The following is a 14,795-nucleotide window of genomic DNA, read 5'->3' on the forward strand; positions in this document are numbered from 1 at the left end:
AGTGGACGAGCCCCTTCCCATCGCGACCGGCACCACCGCTGTGGGGCAGGTGCCGCTCGCCCCGGACGCGCCCGTCGCCCGCGTCCTCGTCGACCACCCGGTCCCGCATCTCGCGCGCGCCTTCGACTACGCCGTCCCGGAGAAGCTCGCCGAGGCGGCGCAGCCGGGGGTGCGGGTGCGCGTGAAGTTCGCCGGCCGGCTCCGTGACGGGTTCATCCTCGAACGCGCGGACGAGAGCGACCACATCGGTCCGCTCGCCGTCATCGAGCGGATCACAAGCCCGCTGCCCGTGCTCACCCCCGCCCTCCTCGAACTCTGCGAGGCCGTCGCCACCCGGTACGCGGGCACCCTGCCCGATGTGCTCCGGCTCGCGATCCCACCCCGCCACGCCCGCGCCGAGAAGGCCGTGCTCCGCGCGATCGAGCGGCGGCAGATGGGGGAGACCGGCGGCAAGACCGCAGGCGACGAGCCCGGCCGGGACGATCCCGGCCGAGACGAGGACGCCCCCGAGGAGCCCCCGATCGTCGACGCCCTCGGCGAGTGGGTCATCGAGGCCGGCACCGAGGTCACCGACGGCGATCCCGGCACCGCCGGGTCCGACCGCGCCCGCCTCGCGCTCACCTTCACTCCCGGCACCACCCCCGGCCTCGGGTGGATCACCGCGGGACTGCGCGCCGCGCGGGCCGCTCTGGCCCGGGGTGCCGCCGTGCTCTGGCTCGTCCCCGACCACCGGGAGATCGCGGTGCTCTCGGCAGCGCTCGAGGCCGAGATCGCCCGCGGCGGGCAGATCACCGAGTACACCGCCCTCCACGCCGACCAGTCACCGGAGCAGCGGTGGGCGGCGTGGCTGCGTGGCCTCCTCGGCGACACCCGCCTGATCATCGGCACTCGCGCCGCCGCCTTCGCCCCGCTCGCCGACCTCGGCGTCATCATCTGCCTCGACGACGCGAACCAGAACTACCTCGACCAGCACGCCCCCTACCCGCACGCGCGGGAGGTCAGCCTGCTCCGGTCGAACCTCGAGGAGACCGGTCTCCTCTTCGCCTCGACCGACCGCAGCGCCGAGGTCGAGCGGCTCGTCGAGATCGGGTGGCTGCGCGACATCAGCCCCGCTGCCGCGGCCCGCCGCAGCTCCTCACCGCTCGTCGTCGTCCCCGACGAGGAGCGCGACCCCTACGCGTGGCAGCGGATCCCCACCCGGGCGTGGGACATCATGCGCGCGGCGCTCAAGCCCCGGGACGGGAGCGCGCCCGGCCCCGTCCTCGTCCAGGTCCCCCGCGGCGGGTACTACCCGGTGTTCGCGTGCGCGCGATGCCAGGAGACGGCCCGCTGCCCGGTGTGCGAATCGCCGCTGTCGACCCAGTCCGAGGTCGGGCCCTTCGCGTGTCGGACGTGCGGGTACCACTCCGAGACCTTCACGTGCGCGCGCTGCCGCTCCCACCAGGTGCGCTCTATCGTGCGCGGACGCACCCGCACCGTCGAGGAGCTGGTCAAGGCGCTGCCGGGCATCGAGATCGTCGAATCCGGGGGAGACGACATCCCCGTCGCCCTCGACTTCGCCCCCCGCGTCGTCGTCGCGACGACCGGCGCCGAACCCTACGCGATCGGCGGCTACGCCGCGGGGATCCTCCTCGACACCCTGTGGCCGGGCCCGTGGATGCGGGCGAGCGACGAAGGGGTGCGGCGGCGGATGCGGGCGGCCTCCCTCGTCCGCTCGCGCACCGACGGGGGAGTCGTCTACCTCGGTGATGCCGATGAGACGATCCGCGGGGCGCTGACGACCTTCGACCCCGCCGTGACGATGACGCGGTCGCTGGCCGACCGCCGGGAGCTCGGGTTCCCGCCGTACCGCCGGATCGTCGAACTCACCGGTCCCGGCACCGACATCGACGCCGTGCTCGCCGAGGTGCCGGAGCTCACCGAACTCATCCGCGACGACGACGAGGACGGTCAGCGCGTCGTCGCCGCCTTCCCGATCGCCGCCGGCCCCCACATCGGCACGCGCCTGGCCGAGACGACGGCGGCGCGCTCGGCGAAGAAGCTGCCGCAGGTGCGGGTGCGCATCGACGATCCCCGGTCGCTCTGAGCCCGGCGCCCACGACGTACAATCTCTTTCTGTGGATATCGTCTTCGCCGGCACCCCGGAGGTCGCCGTTCCCGCGCTCGAGGCGCTCGTCGCCTCCGACCACACGGTCCGCGCGGTGCTCACCCGTCCCGACGCCCCGGTCGGCCGCAAGCGCGTCCTCACCCCCTCACCCGTCAAGGCCCGGGCGCTCGAGCTCGGACTGCCCGTCATCGAAGCCGATCGTCTGCGCGGGGACGTCATCGGGCAGCTGCGGGAGATCGGCGCCGATGCCGTCGCCGTCGTCGCCTACGGCGCGATCGCCGGACCCGCAGCGCTGTCGACGGCGCGACTCGGCTGGTTCAACCTCCACTTCTCGCTCCTGCCCGCCCACCGCGGGGCCGCCCCGATCCAGCGCGCCCTCATCGCGGGGGAGACGACGAGCGGGGTGAGCGTCTTCCGGATCGACACCGGCATGGACACCGGCGATGTCGTGCGCACCCGCACCCTGCCGCTCGATCAGGACGACGCCGCCGCGGCACTGGCCGCCTACGCCGCGGTCGGGGCCGGCGAACTCGTCGCCGCGTTCGACGATCTCGCCGCCGGCACCGCGGACTTCACCCCGCAGGACGCGCTCATCGCCGCAGGCGCTCAGCCGAGCCATGCCGAGAAGATCACCGCCGCCGACGCCCACCTCGACCTCACCCGCCCCGGTGCCGAGGTCGTCGCCCGCTCCCGCGGGGTCAGCCCCGCACCGGGACCGTGGGTGACGGTCGACGGGAAGCGGACGAAGCTCTTCGGCCTCACCCCGGTGGGAGGCGACGCCGCCCCGACTCCGGCCCCGACCGCCTCGGCGGAGGTCGGCCTGCTCACCTCCCACGACGGTGCCGCCGTGCTCGGGGTCGGGGACGGCTGGCTGCGCGTGAGCGAGATCCAGCCCTTCGGCAAACCCCGCATGAGCGCGGCCGACTATCTGCGCGGACACGGCGAGGTCCGCATCGACGCCGCCGCACCGGCCGACGCCGGCCGCGCCACGACGAGCAAGGAGGCCTGAGATGGCCCAGAAGCCCAACCTGCCCCGCCGGCTCGCGTGGGAGGTGCTCACCGACGTCGACACGAAGGACGCGTACGCGAACCTCCTGCTGCCGGCGAAGATCGCCCGCACGCACCTGAACCCCCAGGACGCCGCGTTCGCCACCGAACTCACGTACGGCACCCTGCGCGGACAGGAGTTCTACGACGCCGTCATCGCCCACGCCGCCGGTCGACCGGTCACGCAGATCGACCCCGAACCGCTCGCGGCGATGCGGATGGGCGCCCACCAGATCCTCGCGATGCGCGTGCCCGACCACGCCGCGCTCTCCGAGACCGTCGGAGTCGTCAAATACGCGGCCCCGAAGACCGCGGGCTTCGTCAACGCGGTGCTGCGCCGGGTCTCCGAGGCCGACCGGCAGACCTGGCTCGACCGGGTCGGGCAGGGGCGCTCGGAGACCGCCCGGCAGGCGATCGCCAGCTCGCATCCCGAATGGATCGTCCGGGCGCTCACCCAGGCGCTCAAGGGCCACGGCCGCGACGCCGGCGAACTCGATGCGCTGCTCACCGCCGACAACACTCCGGCCCAGGTCGCCGTCACCGCCCTGCCGGGACTCCTCGACCGCAGCGCGCTGCCCGGCACCCCGACCCCGCTCTCGCCGCTCGGCGTCCACCTCGAGACGGCCGTGCCCAAGGACATCCCCGCCGTCGCCGACGGTCGCGCCCGCGTCCAGGACGAAGGCTCCGCCCTCGTCGCCCTCGCACTCGCCGAGGCGGCCGCCCCGGACGGGACGTGGGCCGACCTCTGCGCGGGCCCCGGCGGGAAGGCCGCTGTCCTCGCCGCCCGCGCCCGCACCGAGGGCGAGTCCCTCGACGCGTTCGACTCGAGCCCGCACCGGGCCTCCCTCGTCGAGACCTCGACCCAGGCGCTCGACAACGTCACCGTCGGCGTCGCCGATGCCCGAGACGCCGAGGGCCCGTACGCGAAGATCCTCGTCGACGTCCCCTGCACCGGCCTCGGTGCGCTGCGGCGCCGGCCCGAGGCCCGGTACCGGCGCAGCCCCGACGACGTCAACGCCCTGGCCGCGCTCCAGCGGGAGATCCTCGCCTCCGCCCTCGACGCGGCGGCGCCTGGCGGCGTCGTCGCCTACTCGACGTGCTCACCTCACTATGCGGAGACCGTCCTCGTCGTCGACGACGTCCTCCGCCGGCGGCGGAAGGAGACCGGCGACGACGTGGAGATCCTCGACACCCCGGCCGTGCTCGCCGCTGTCACCGGCGCCGAGGCCGACTCCTTCGCCTCGGTCAGCCGCGGCGACGGCCGCTACGCGCAGCTGTGGCCCCACGTCCACGACACCGACGGAATGTTCCTGGCCCTGCTGAAGAAGGCGAACTGATATGGCGATCGAGATCAACCCGAGCATCCTCTCCTCCGATTTCTCCGACCTCCGCGGGGAGCTTGAGAAGATCGCGACGGCGGACATGGCCCACATCGACGTCATGGACAACCACTTCGTGCCCAATCTCACCTTCGGCCCGCCCGTCGTCGAGCGGATCCAGGCGATCAGCCCGATCCCGCTCGACGCGCACCTCATGATCGCCGACGCCGACCGCAACGCGCCCGTGTACGCGGAGCTCGGGTGCGCCTCGGTGACCTTCCACGCCGAGGCGGCCGCGGCCCCCGTGCGACTGGCCAGGGAGCTGCGGCGGCTGGGGGCGAAGGCGAGCCTCGCGCTCAAGCCCGCGACCCCGATCGAGCCCTACATCGACCTCCTGCCCGAATTCGACCAGATCCTCATCATGACCGTCGAACCCGGCTTCGGCGGGCAGAAATTCCTCGACGTGTGCCTGCCGAAGATCGCCCGCACCCGGGAGGCGATCTCCGCCTCCGGACTCGAGATCAGGCTGCAGGTCGACGGCGGCGTCTCCGCCGCGACCGTCGAGCGCGTCGTCGACGCCGGTGCCGACGTCCTCGTCGCCGGGTCCGCCGTCTACAGCGCCGAGGATGCGGCCGCGGCGATCGCCGAGCTCCGCAGCCTCGCCTCCGCCTCCCACACCCACTGACCGACCCGCGATCCGAGGCACATCATGGAATTCCTCTCCTGGCTCAACACCCCGGCCTTCGAGCTGCTCGGCAAACCCGTGCCGTACTCGGATCTCTTCGGCAACATCTGCGCGCTGGCCACCGTCGTCCTCGCCCTCAAGCGGAACATCCTCTCCTGGCCGGTGCAGATCCTCGGGTCGATCCTCCTCTTCTCCGCCTCGCTCTCGGCCGGTCTCGGCGGCAATGCCTCCCGCCAGGTCGTCATCATCGTCGCCGCCGTCTGGGGATGGACGCAGTGGCGGAAGTCGCAGGAGGTCAAGGGCGAGGTCGTCGTCCGGTGGGCGACGTGGAAGGAGCGGATCGGGCTCATCGCCGCCCTCGTCATCGGCACCGCCGTCTTCGGGTACATCCTCTCCGTCGGCGGCTGGTCGTGGAACCCCTACCCCGACGCCTACATCTTCATCGGCTCCCTCGTGGCGATGTACGCCCAGGGACGGGCGATCGTCGAGTTCTGGTTCGTCTGGCTCGCCGTCGACCTCGTCGGCATCCCGCTGGCCGTGGCCGGGGGACTCGTCTTCTCCGGCGCCGTCTACCTCATCTTCCTCGTCATGGTCGTCATCGGCTTCCTCGACTGGTCGAAGCGCTCGAAGCAGACGATCTCCGCCCCGCACACCGGTGCGACCGACATCACCCGCGGCCCGGATGCCGCGTCCGGGACCTGAGACCCCGGTCAGGGCACGCAGCGGCGATGGTCTACCCTGGATCACGTGAAGACCTTCGACTCTCTCTACGCTGAACTCCTCGCCAAGTCCCTCGACCGGCCCGCCGGATCGAAGACCGTCGCCGAACTCGACGCGGGAGTCCATGCGATCGGGAAGAAGATCGTCGAGGAGGCCGCCGAGGTGTGGATGGCCGCGGAGTACGAGACGCCGGACGAGCTCGCCGAGGAGATCTCCCAGCTGCTCTACCATCTCCAGGTGCTCATGATCGCCAAGGACTTAAGCCTCGACGACGTCAACGCCCACCTGTGACCTTCCTCTCCTCCTCGCAAAGGACGCCATGCTGCGTGTAGCCGTGCCCAACAAGGGCATCCTCTCCGAAGCCGCCACCGACATGCTCAGCGAAGCCGGGTACTCGACCCGGCGCGGATCGAAGACCCTCGTCCACCGGGACGAGACGAACGGGGTCGAGTTCTTCTACCTGCGCCCCCGCGACATCGCCGTCTACGTCGGCTCCGGCATCCTCGACGCCGGGATCACCGGTCGCGACCTCCTCCTCGAATCCCAGGCGAAGGCCCAGGAGGTCATCGGCCTCGGCTTCGGGAACTCCCGCTTCTTCTACGCCGGGGAGCGCGGCCGCTACGACAGCGTCGACGAACTCGCCGGCAAGCGGATCGCCACGAGCTTCCCGCATCTCGTCCAGACCGACCTCGACGCCCGGGGCATCACGGCCGAGACCGTCCAGCTCGACGGCGCCATCGAGGTCTCGATCCAGCTCGGCGTCGCCGATGCCGTCGCCGACGTCGTCGAGACCGGCAGCACCCTGCGGGCGGCGGGCCTCGAGACCTTCGGGGAGCCGATGCTCGAGTCCGAAGCCGTCCTCGTCCAGCGCGACGGCGCCGACGCCTCGATCGAGGTGCTCAAGCGCCGCCTCGAATCCGTCATGGTCGCCCGCCAGTACGTGCTCGTCGACTACAACATCGAAGAGCGCCTCGTGCCCGAGGCGATCAGCCTGACCCCGGGACTCGAATCGCCGACGGTCTCCCCGCTGCAGGAGACCGGCTGGGTGGCCGTGCGGGTCATGGTCGAGGCGAAGTCCGTGAACAACGTCATGGACCGCCTCTACGCGGTCGGTGCGCGCGCGATCCTGGTGACGAACATTGGCGCCTGCCGCATCTGAGTTCGCCGTCTTCCGGCCCCGGCGGGTCCGCGTGCTCGGCTTCGTCGGCGCGGCCGTCGTCTTCGTCGGCTTCGCGGTGCTCTCCGTCGCCCTCCTCGTCGTCGACTGGCGGCCGTGGACGTGGTTCGACGTCGTGTGGATGAACCTCCTCGGCGTCCTCTTCGCAGCCGCCCTCCTGCGGGTCGGCAGCATCGAGGCCCGCCCCGACGAGGCGGGGCTGACGGTGCGCAACATCGTGCGCACCCGCCGGTTCGGCTGGGGGCAGATCCTCGGGGTGACGTTCTCGACGTACGGCGACGACCCGTGGGCGATCCTCGACCTCGCCGACGGTTCGACGTGCGCGGTCATGGCCGTCCAGCACGCCGACGGCCCCCGCGCCTACGACGAGGTCGCCCGACTGCGTAAGCTCGTGACCACATGGACCACATATGAGGAGGACTAGGCATGTTCGACGACGCACCGGCCACAGGTGAGGGGCCGCTGAGCGGGTACACCGTCATCGATCTCTCCCGCGCCCTCGCGGGTCCGCACGCGGGAATGATGTTCGGCGACCTCGGCGCCCGGGTCATCAAGGTCGAGAACCCCGGCCGCGGCGACGACTCCCGCTCGTGGGGTCCGCCCTTCGTCGGTCCCGCCGACGATCCGCAGGCGACGTACTTCCTCTCCGCGAACCGGAACAAGGAGTCGATCGCCCTCGACCTCAAATCCGAGACCGGCAAGGACACGCTGCGGGCGCTCATCGCCCGCGCCGACGTCCTCATCGAGAACTTCCGCACCGGCGTCCTCGACCGCCTCGGGTTCTCCCCGGCCACGTGCCTGGAGATCAACCCGCGCCTCGTCATCCTCTCGATCACCGGCTTCGGCCACGACGGGCCGGAGGCCGCCCGCGCCGGCTACGACCAGATCGCCCAGGGCGAAGCGGGACTGATGTCCCTGACCGGGTCCGGGCCTGAGGACATGCAGCGGGTGGGCGTGCCGATCGCCGACCTGCTCGCCGGCATCTACGGCTCCTACGGGGTGCTCGCCGCCCTGCTCGAGCGCGAGCGCACCGGGCGCGGGAAGATCGTGCGCACCTCGCTCATCGCCGGCATGGTCGGCGTCCACGCGTTCCAGGGAACCCGGGCCACCGTGGCCGGGGAGAACCCGCAGCCCGGCGGCAACCACCACCCGTCCCTGTCCCCGTACGGCCTCTTCGCCTCCCAGGACGGGGCCGTGCAGATCTCCGTGGGCAACGAGAGCCTCTGGCAGAAGTTCGCCGCGGCCTTCGACATCGACCCGGCCACCCCGGGCATGGCCGACAACGCCGAGCGCGTGGCCAACCGCCCGGCCGTCATCGCCCTCATCGAATCCCGCTTCGCCGACTTCACGTCCGCGCAGCTGCTCGAGAAGCTCAGCGCCGCGGGCATCCCCGCCGGCACGGTGCGCACCCTCGCCGAGGTCTACGACTGGGAGCAGGCGCTGAGCCAGGGGCTCAAGGTCTCCGTCGACCACCCCGTGCTCGGCGACATCGACCTGCCCGGACCCCCGCTGCGGTTCTTCGACACGGGAGCCGACGGGGAGGTCGAGACGACGAAGAGGACGCACGAGGCCCCGCCGCTGCTCGATGAGGACGCCGAGGCGATCGCGGCGTGGCTCACCGGCGAGTCGGCGCCCGAGGGCGGGGACTGAGACGATGGCGAGGCTGAACGCGCACGAACTCGTCGACATCGTCGTCGATGAGGGGTCCTTCGTCTCCTGGGACGAGGCCCCCATCACCCCCGCCGGAGGCATCTCCGAGGACTATGCCGCCGAACTCGCCGCGGCCCGTGAGAAGTCCGGGGTCGACGAGGCGATCATCACCGGGGAGGGCACGATCGGCGGCCGCCGGGTCGCCGTCGTCGCCGGAGAGTTCCGGTTCCTCGCCGGATCGATCGGCGTCGCCGCCGCCCAGCGGCTCGTCGACGCGATCGAGCGGGCCACGCTCGAGGGCCTGCCGCTGCTCGCCGGTCCCGCCTCCGGGGGCACCCGGATGCAGGAGGGCACCGTCGCGTTCCTCTCGATGGTGAAGATCACCAACGCCGTCGTCGCCCACCGTCGGGCCGGTCTGCCCTACCTCGTCTACCTTCGGCATCCCACGACCGGCGGCGTGTTCGCCTCGTGGGGCTCGATGGGCCACGTCACCGTCGCCGAACCCGGATCCCTCATCGGCTTCCTCGGCCCCCGCGTCTTCGAAGCCCTCTACGGCGAGTCGTTCCCCGAGGGTGTGCAGACCGGGGAGAACCTCCACAAGCACGGGATCATCGACGCCGTCATCGGTCCCGAGCGGATCCAGACGACGGTCTCCCGGGTCCTCGACGTCCTCATGGGCGCCAAGGAGGTGCCTCCGCGCGTGCCCGACCCGGACACCCGCCCGGGCACGATCGACCCCGAGTCGGATGCGTGGGCGGCGATCACCCGGTCCCGCCGTCCCGAACGCCCGGGCGTCCGCGATCTCCTGCGCACCGCGGCGAACACGGTGCTCCCGCTCAACGGCACCGGGGAGGGGGAGAAGGATCCCGGGCTGCTGCTCGCGCTCGCGAAGTTCGGCTCCGCCCCGTGCATCGTCCTCGGCCAGGACCGCTTCCGGCAGGACTCGCGGGCACCGCTCGGTCCGGCCGCGCTGCGGGAGGCCCGCCGCGGCATGCGCCTGGCCAGAGAGCTCGACCTGCCGCTCGTCACCGTCATCGACACCCCCGGCGCCGCCCTGTCCCAATCCGCCGAGGAGGGCGGGATGGCCGGAGAGATCGCGCGCTCGCTCGCCGAGCTCGCGAACCTCGACGCCCCCACCGTCTCCCTCATCCTCGGGGAGGGCTCCGGCGGCGGGGCGCTCGCGCTCATCCCCGCCGACCGCGTGCTCAGCGCCGAGAACGGCTGGCTGTCGCCGCTGCCGCCCGAGGGCGCCTCGGCGATCGTCCACCGGACGACCGACTTCGCCCCGCAGATGGCGCAGAGCCAGGGCGTCCACGCTCCCCAGCTGCTCGCCACGGGAGTCGTCGACCGGATCATCGCCGAACATCCCGATGCCAGCGACGAACCCCTCGACTTCGTCGCCCGGGTCGGACAGACCCTCGAGTTCGAGCTCATCGAGCTCATGCGGGCGCAGTCAGAGCGCCGGCTGGCCCGCCGCATGGAGCGCTACCGCACGCTCGGGATCTAGAGAAGAGAGAAGAGAACCATGGTTGCCGTGAGAGTCATCCCGTGCCTCGACGTCGATGAGGGACGCGTCGTCAAGGGCGTGCGCTTCGCCGACCTCCGGGATGCCGGAGACCCGGTCGAACTCGCACGTGTCTACGGCGAGTCCGGGGCCGACGAGCTGACGTTCCTCGACGTCACCGCGAGCAGCGGCGACCGGGAGACCGTCCACGATGTCGTCCGGGCCAGCGCCGAGCAGGTGTTCATCCCGCTCACCGTCGGCGGGGGAGTGCGCAGCGTCGACGACGTCGACCGGCTCCTGCGCGACGGCGCGGACAAGATCTCCGTCAACACCTCGGCGGTGGTCGATCCGCAGCTCATCAGCGACATCTCCCGGCACTTCGGCAACCAGGTGCTCGTCCTCTCCCTCGACGCCCGGCGCACCCGGGAGACGACGACACCGTCGGGCTTCGAGGTCACCGTGCGCGGCGGACGTGAGGGCACGGGCCGCTGCGCGATCGACTGGATCCGCGAGGCCGCCGACCGCGGGGTGGGCGAGATCCTGCTCAACTCGATCGACGCCGACGGCACCCGTGAGGGCTTCGACCTCGAACTCATCGCCGCCGCCCGTCAGGCTGTGGGCGTCCCGCTCATCGCCTCCGGCGGCGCCGGGAAGGTCGAGCACTTCGCCCCCGCCGTGCGGGCCGGGGCCGATGCCCTGCTCGCCGCGAGCGTCTTCCACTTCGGGACGCTCACCATCGCCGAGGTCAAGGACGCACTGCGCGCAGAAGGGTTCGATGTCCGATGAGTCAGCAGCAGATCGATGCGACGCCGGAGAACTGGCGCGAGATCATCAGCTTCGGGCCCGGCGGGCTCATCCCCGTCGTCGTCCAGGAGGCGACGACGCGCGAGGTCCTCATGCTCGCGTGGATGGACCGCACCGCCGTCGAGAGGACACTGGCCGAACGCCGCGCCGTCTACTGGTCGCGGTCCCGGCAGGAGCACTGGGTCAAGGGGGAGACGTCGGGCCACACCCAGGCGCTGCGCTCGCTCGCCCTCGACTGCGACGCCGACGCCCTCCTCATGACCGTCGACCAGACGGGACCGGCCTGCCACACTCTGACCGCGACCTGCTTCACCGGAAGGACGATCAGTGACGACGCACGCGACTGAACCGCTGACCATCCGCCCGAGCCTCGCCGAGTTCCGCGCCGCCGGCGCCGACCACCGGCTCGTGCCCGTCCACACCGAGGTCCTCGCCGACACCGACACGCCCCTGAGCCTCTACCGGAAGCTCACCGACGGCGGTCCCGGGTCGTTCCTCTTCGAATCCGCCGAGGCCGGGGCCTGGGCGCGCTATTCGTTCATCGGCTCCGCCCCTGTGGCGACGCTCGTCACCACCCCCGAGGGCTTCACCTGGACGGGCACGCCGCCGGTCGGGGTGCCCGAGACCGGCAGCGTCCTCGACGCGGTCTCGGCGACGCTCGAGCTGCTCAAGATCGACACGAGCGATCTGCCGCCCATGGTCTCGAGCCTCGTCGGGTACTTCGGGTGGGACATCATCCGGGAGTTCGAGAAGCTCGGCACCGCCAATCCCGACGAGCATCGCCTGCCGACCGTGCAGCTGATGATCCCCGGCGACATCGCCGTCTACGACCACTATTCGGGCACGCTCACCCTCGTCGCCAACGTCGTCAACGTCAACGGGGCCGACACCGGCATCGACGAGGCGTACGCGGCCGGAGTGGCGCGGATCGAGACGATGCTCGCCCGGCTCTCCCGTCCTGCTCCCGCCGAGGCGGTCGTCCCGGTGGCCACGACACCGCAGGTGCGCACCCGCACACCGCGGGCGGACTACCTGTCCGGAGTCGAGCGCGCGAAGCAGGACATCGTCGACGGGGAGATCTTCCAGGTCGTCCTCGGCCAGCGCTTCGACACCGACTGCGACGCCGACCCGCTCATGGTCTACCGCATGCTCCGGCACTCGAACCCTTCGCCGTTCATGTACCTGCTGGGCCTCCACGACGCAGACGGGCAGCCGGTGAGCATCATCGGCTCCTCGCCCGAGGCCCTCGTCACGGTCCGCTCCGGCACCGTCGTCACCCACCCCATCGCCGGGTCCCGTCCCCGCGGGGCGACCCCGGAGGACGACGACCGGCTCGCGAGGGAGCTGCTCCGCGATGAGAAGGAGCGCGCCGAGCATCTCATGCTCGTCGACCTCGCCCGCAACGACCTCGCGAAGGTCTGCACCGCGGGCACGGTCGATGTCAGCACCTTCATGGACATCGAGCGCTTCAGCCACATCATGCACATCTCCTCGACCGTGCGCGGCGAGGTCGCCGACGGCCACGACGGCATCGACGTGCTGCGGGCGACCTTTCCCGCCGGCACCCTCTCCGGGGCCCCGAAGCCGCGTGCCCTGCAGATCATCGACGAGCTCGAGGTCGTCGGGCGCGGACTCTACGGGGGAGTCGTCGGCTACCTCTCCTTCACCGGTGACCTCGATCTCGCGATCGCCATCCGCACCGGGGTGCTCGCCCGCGGGGTGATGAGCGTCTTCGCCGGCGGCGGGATCGTCGCCGACTCCCAGCCGGAGACGGAGTATCGTGAGTCCGAGAACAAGGCGGCCGCGGTGCTCGCAGCCGCCGCAGCAGCCGGTCGGGTCCAGCGCCTGACGGAAGGAGCACGATGACCAAATCCCGCGGAGTCCTCCTCGTCCTCGTCGTCGCCGCCGGCATGTGGGCGATCACCCTGGCCACGTGGCAGGCGGGGGCGAGCAGCGAGACTCTCGGTCCCGCGGGAGTCGCGATGCCCGGCCAGGCCGAGACGACGCAGGCCTCGCCCGTGGCCACCGCGTGCGTGGCGATCATCGCTGTGTGCGGGCTGCTCTCGGCGATGTTCGGCCGCATCGGCCGCTTCGTCATCTTCGGTCTCGCGGAGCTCGCGGCACTCGGCTACGGGGTCAGCGCGATCACCGCGATCGGTGCCCCGGGGGCGACCTCATGGCCGATCGTCGCGCTGCTCGCCGCCGTCGTCGGCGTCATCGTCATCGGCTGGGTCGCCTACGCCTCGCGGACCTGGACGGGGTCGAATCGGTACGCCCGCAGCGCCGAAGGCGCCGGCGGCGAATTCGACTCGGCCGCGACGTGGGATGCGCTCTCCCGCGGCGACGAAGTGGAGACCGGACGCGAGGAGGCCGGCGCCGAGGCGGCGGCGGAATCCGCGGACGCGCAGTCCGCGGATGCACAGCCCTCAGACGCGCAGGCGGCGGAGGACGAGTCCCCGCGCAACGACGACGGTCCGACAAGCAGCCGGAGTTCCTGAGTGCGCGTGTGGCGTCTGCCACGTCTCGCCTCTCGCGTCGATGCGGAATCAGCATTCCGGACATGACGATCCTGCCCCGACCCTGTCCTGCAGGTCGCGTCGATGCGAACTCACCACCTCGGACATGACACAATAGACCCATCACGTGCACGTCAGCATAAGGAGCACCATGTCGCAATCAGTCGCCCGCTCGGGTGCCGCCGATCTCGATAAGTCCACGATCGACTACGCTGCGATCGCCGATCCCGGTCACGGCAACTCCGTCGCCGGGTGGACCGGCGTCATCATCATGCTCATCGGACTCTCGATCGGCTGCGTGGGCTTCACGATCCATGCCCCGATGATCACCTACATCGGCGGCGGCGTCACCGTTCTCGGCCTCATCGTCGGCATCATCCTGCGCGCCGTCGGACTGGGAAACAAGCCGAAGCGCACATGACCGTCCTCGACGACATCGTCACCGGGGTGACCGAGGACCTCGCCGCCCGTCGGCGCGAGGTCCCGCTGACGGCCGTCCGCGACGCGACAGCGGCCGCACCGGCCGTCCGCCCCTTCGACCTCAGCGCCGACTTCGGGGTCATCGCCGAGGTCAAGCGCCGCTCGCCCTCCCGCGGAGATCTCGCGACGATCCCCGATCCGGGGACACTCGCCGGCCTCTACGCCGCCGGCGGCGCCCGGGCGATCAGCGTGCTCACCGAGGGCCGGCGCTTCTCCGGCAGCCTCGCCGACCTCGACGCGGTTCGCGCGGCCGTCGACCTGCCCGTCCTCCGCAAGGACTTCATGGTCGACGAGTACCAGTTCCACGAGGCCCGCGCCCACGGCGCCGACCTCGTCCTCCTCATCGTCGCCGCGCTCAGCCCCGCCCAGCTGCGGGAGTTCCACGACCTCGCCGCCTCCCTCGGGATGACCGCGCTCGTCGAGACCCACAGCGAAGCCGAACTCGCCACCGCGATCGACATCGGCGCCCGCCTCATCGGCGTCAACACCCGCAACCTCAAGGACCTCAGCGTCGACACGGGACGATTCGCACCGCTGGCGGCCCTCGCCCCGGCCGAGGCCACGCTCGTCGCCGAGTCGGGGGTCGCCTCGGTAACCGACATCGAGGACTACGCGCGCGACGGCGCCGACGTCGCCCTCGTCGGCGAAGCCCTCGTCCGCGACGGCGATCCCGCCGCGGCCGTCGCCGCCTTCACCGCCGCCGGTCGGGCCGCCCGGACACCCCGGACGCCCCACCCCAGCCGCTGACCCGCACGGCGCCCGAGACGGCCCCGGCCGCCTCGGTGC

General features: G+C 71.7%; 16 protein-coding genes. All 16 read left to right on the plus strand.

Annotated elements, in window-relative coordinates:
- Position 1: 1 nt before the first annotated feature.
- The 16 genes from J9315_RS08010 to trpC all read left to right on the plus strand — a co-directional run bounded on the left by J9315_RS08010 (position 2) and on the right by trpC (position 14,756).
- Positions 2 to 2,086 carry a primosomal protein N' gene (locus J9315_RS08010; RefSeq protein ID WP_211979160.1) on the plus strand — a complete coding sequence of 695 codons (2,085 nt, stop codon included), beginning with the start codon at positions 2 to 4 and terminating at the stop codon, positions 2,084 to 2,086.
- 31 nt (positions 2,087 to 2,117) lie between these two features.
- Positions 2,118 to 3,116: a methionyl-tRNA formyltransferase gene (locus J9315_RS08015; protein WP_211979161.1), complete on the plus strand. Its 999-nt coding sequence runs from the start codon at positions 2,118 to 2,120 to the stop codon at positions 3,114 to 3,116.
- A 1-nt stretch (position 3,117) separates the two neighbouring features.
- Entirely contained in the window at positions 3,118 to 4,491 is a 1,374-nt protein-coding gene (locus tag J9315_RS08020; RefSeq protein WP_211979162.1) for a transcription antitermination factor NusB, read from the plus strand.
- A gap of 1 nt (position 4,492) precedes the next feature.
- On the plus strand, positions 4,493 to 5,158 hold the full coding sequence (gene rpe, locus J9315_RS08025) for a ribulose-phosphate 3-epimerase (RefSeq protein WP_211979163.1): 666 nt from the start codon (positions 4,493 to 4,495) through the stop codon (positions 5,156 to 5,158).
- A 24-nt stretch (positions 5,159 to 5,182) separates the two neighbouring features.
- Entirely contained in the window at positions 5,183 to 5,860 is a 678-nt protein-coding gene (locus tag J9315_RS08030; RefSeq protein WP_211979164.1) for a nicotinamide mononucleotide transporter family protein, read from the plus strand.
- A gap of 45 nt (positions 5,861 to 5,905) precedes the next feature.
- A complete protein-coding gene (locus J9315_RS08035) occupies positions 5,906 to 6,169 on the plus strand; it encodes a phosphoribosyl-ATP diphosphatase (RefSeq protein ID WP_198498874.1) in 264 nt (87 codons plus the stop codon).
- 28 nt (positions 6,170 to 6,197) lie between these two features.
- A complete protein-coding gene (hisG, locus tag J9315_RS08040) occupies positions 6,198 to 7,037 on the plus strand; it encodes an ATP phosphoribosyltransferase (protein WP_211979165.1) in 840 nt (279 codons plus the stop codon).
- Positions 7,018 to 7,479 carry a PH domain-containing protein gene (locus tag J9315_RS08045; RefSeq protein WP_198498872.1) on the plus strand — a complete coding sequence of 154 codons (462 nt, stop codon included), beginning with the start codon at positions 7,018 to 7,020 and terminating at the stop codon, positions 7,477 to 7,479. The genes hisG and J9315_RS08045 overlap by 20 nt, the downstream gene beginning before the upstream one ends.
- A gap of 2 nt (positions 7,480 to 7,481) precedes the next feature.
- A complete protein-coding gene (locus J9315_RS08050) occupies positions 7,482 to 8,705 on the plus strand; it encodes a CoA transferase (protein WP_211979166.1) in 1,224 nt (407 codons plus the stop codon).
- Positions 8,706 to 8,709: 4 nt separating this feature from the next.
- Positions 8,710 to 10,212 carry a carboxyl transferase domain-containing protein gene (locus tag J9315_RS08055; RefSeq protein WP_211979167.1) on the plus strand — a complete coding sequence of 501 codons (1,503 nt, stop codon included), beginning with the start codon at positions 8,710 to 8,712 and terminating at the stop codon, positions 10,210 to 10,212.
- Between the two features lie 18 nt (positions 10,213 to 10,230).
- Complete coding sequence (gene hisF / locus J9315_RS08060; RefSeq protein WP_198498869.1) at positions 10,231 to 10,995, plus strand: imidazole glycerol phosphate synthase subunit HisF; 765 nt, start codon at positions 10,231 to 10,233, stop codon at positions 10,993 to 10,995.
- A complete protein-coding gene (hisI, locus tag J9315_RS08065; protein WP_198498868.1) occupies positions 10,992 to 11,360 on the plus strand; it encodes a phosphoribosyl-AMP cyclohydrolase in 369 nt (122 codons plus the stop codon). The genes hisF and hisI overlap by 4 nt, the downstream gene beginning before the upstream one ends.
- Positions 11,341 to 12,879 carry an anthranilate synthase component I gene (trpE, locus tag J9315_RS08070; protein ID WP_211979168.1) on the plus strand — a complete coding sequence of 513 codons (1,539 nt, stop codon included), beginning with the start codon at positions 11,341 to 11,343 and terminating at the stop codon, positions 12,877 to 12,879. Before hisI ends, trpE begins: the two co-directional genes overlap by 20 nt.
- Entirely contained in the window at positions 12,876 to 13,511 is a 636-nt protein-coding gene (locus J9315_RS08075; RefSeq protein WP_211979169.1) for a Trp biosynthesis-associated membrane protein, read from the plus strand. The genes trpE and J9315_RS08075 overlap by 4 nt, the downstream gene beginning before the upstream one ends.
- A 169-nt stretch (positions 13,512 to 13,680) precedes the next feature.
- Entirely contained in the window at positions 13,681 to 13,950 is a 270-nt protein-coding gene (locus J9315_RS08080) for an HGxxPAAW family protein (RefSeq protein ID WP_198498865.1), read from the plus strand.
- Complete coding sequence (gene trpC / locus J9315_RS08085; RefSeq protein ID WP_211979170.1) at positions 13,947 to 14,756, plus strand: indole-3-glycerol phosphate synthase TrpC; 810 nt, start codon at positions 13,947 to 13,949, stop codon at positions 14,754 to 14,756. Before J9315_RS08080 ends, trpC begins: the two co-directional genes overlap by 4 nt.
- The last annotated feature ends 39 nt before the right edge of the window (positions 14,757 to 14,795 follow it).

This window comes from Brevibacterium sp. W7.2 (assembly GCF_018137945.1).
GTDB classification, from domain to species: Bacteria; Actinomycetota; Actinomycetes; order Actinomycetales; family Brevibacteriaceae; genus Brevibacterium; species Brevibacterium sanguinis.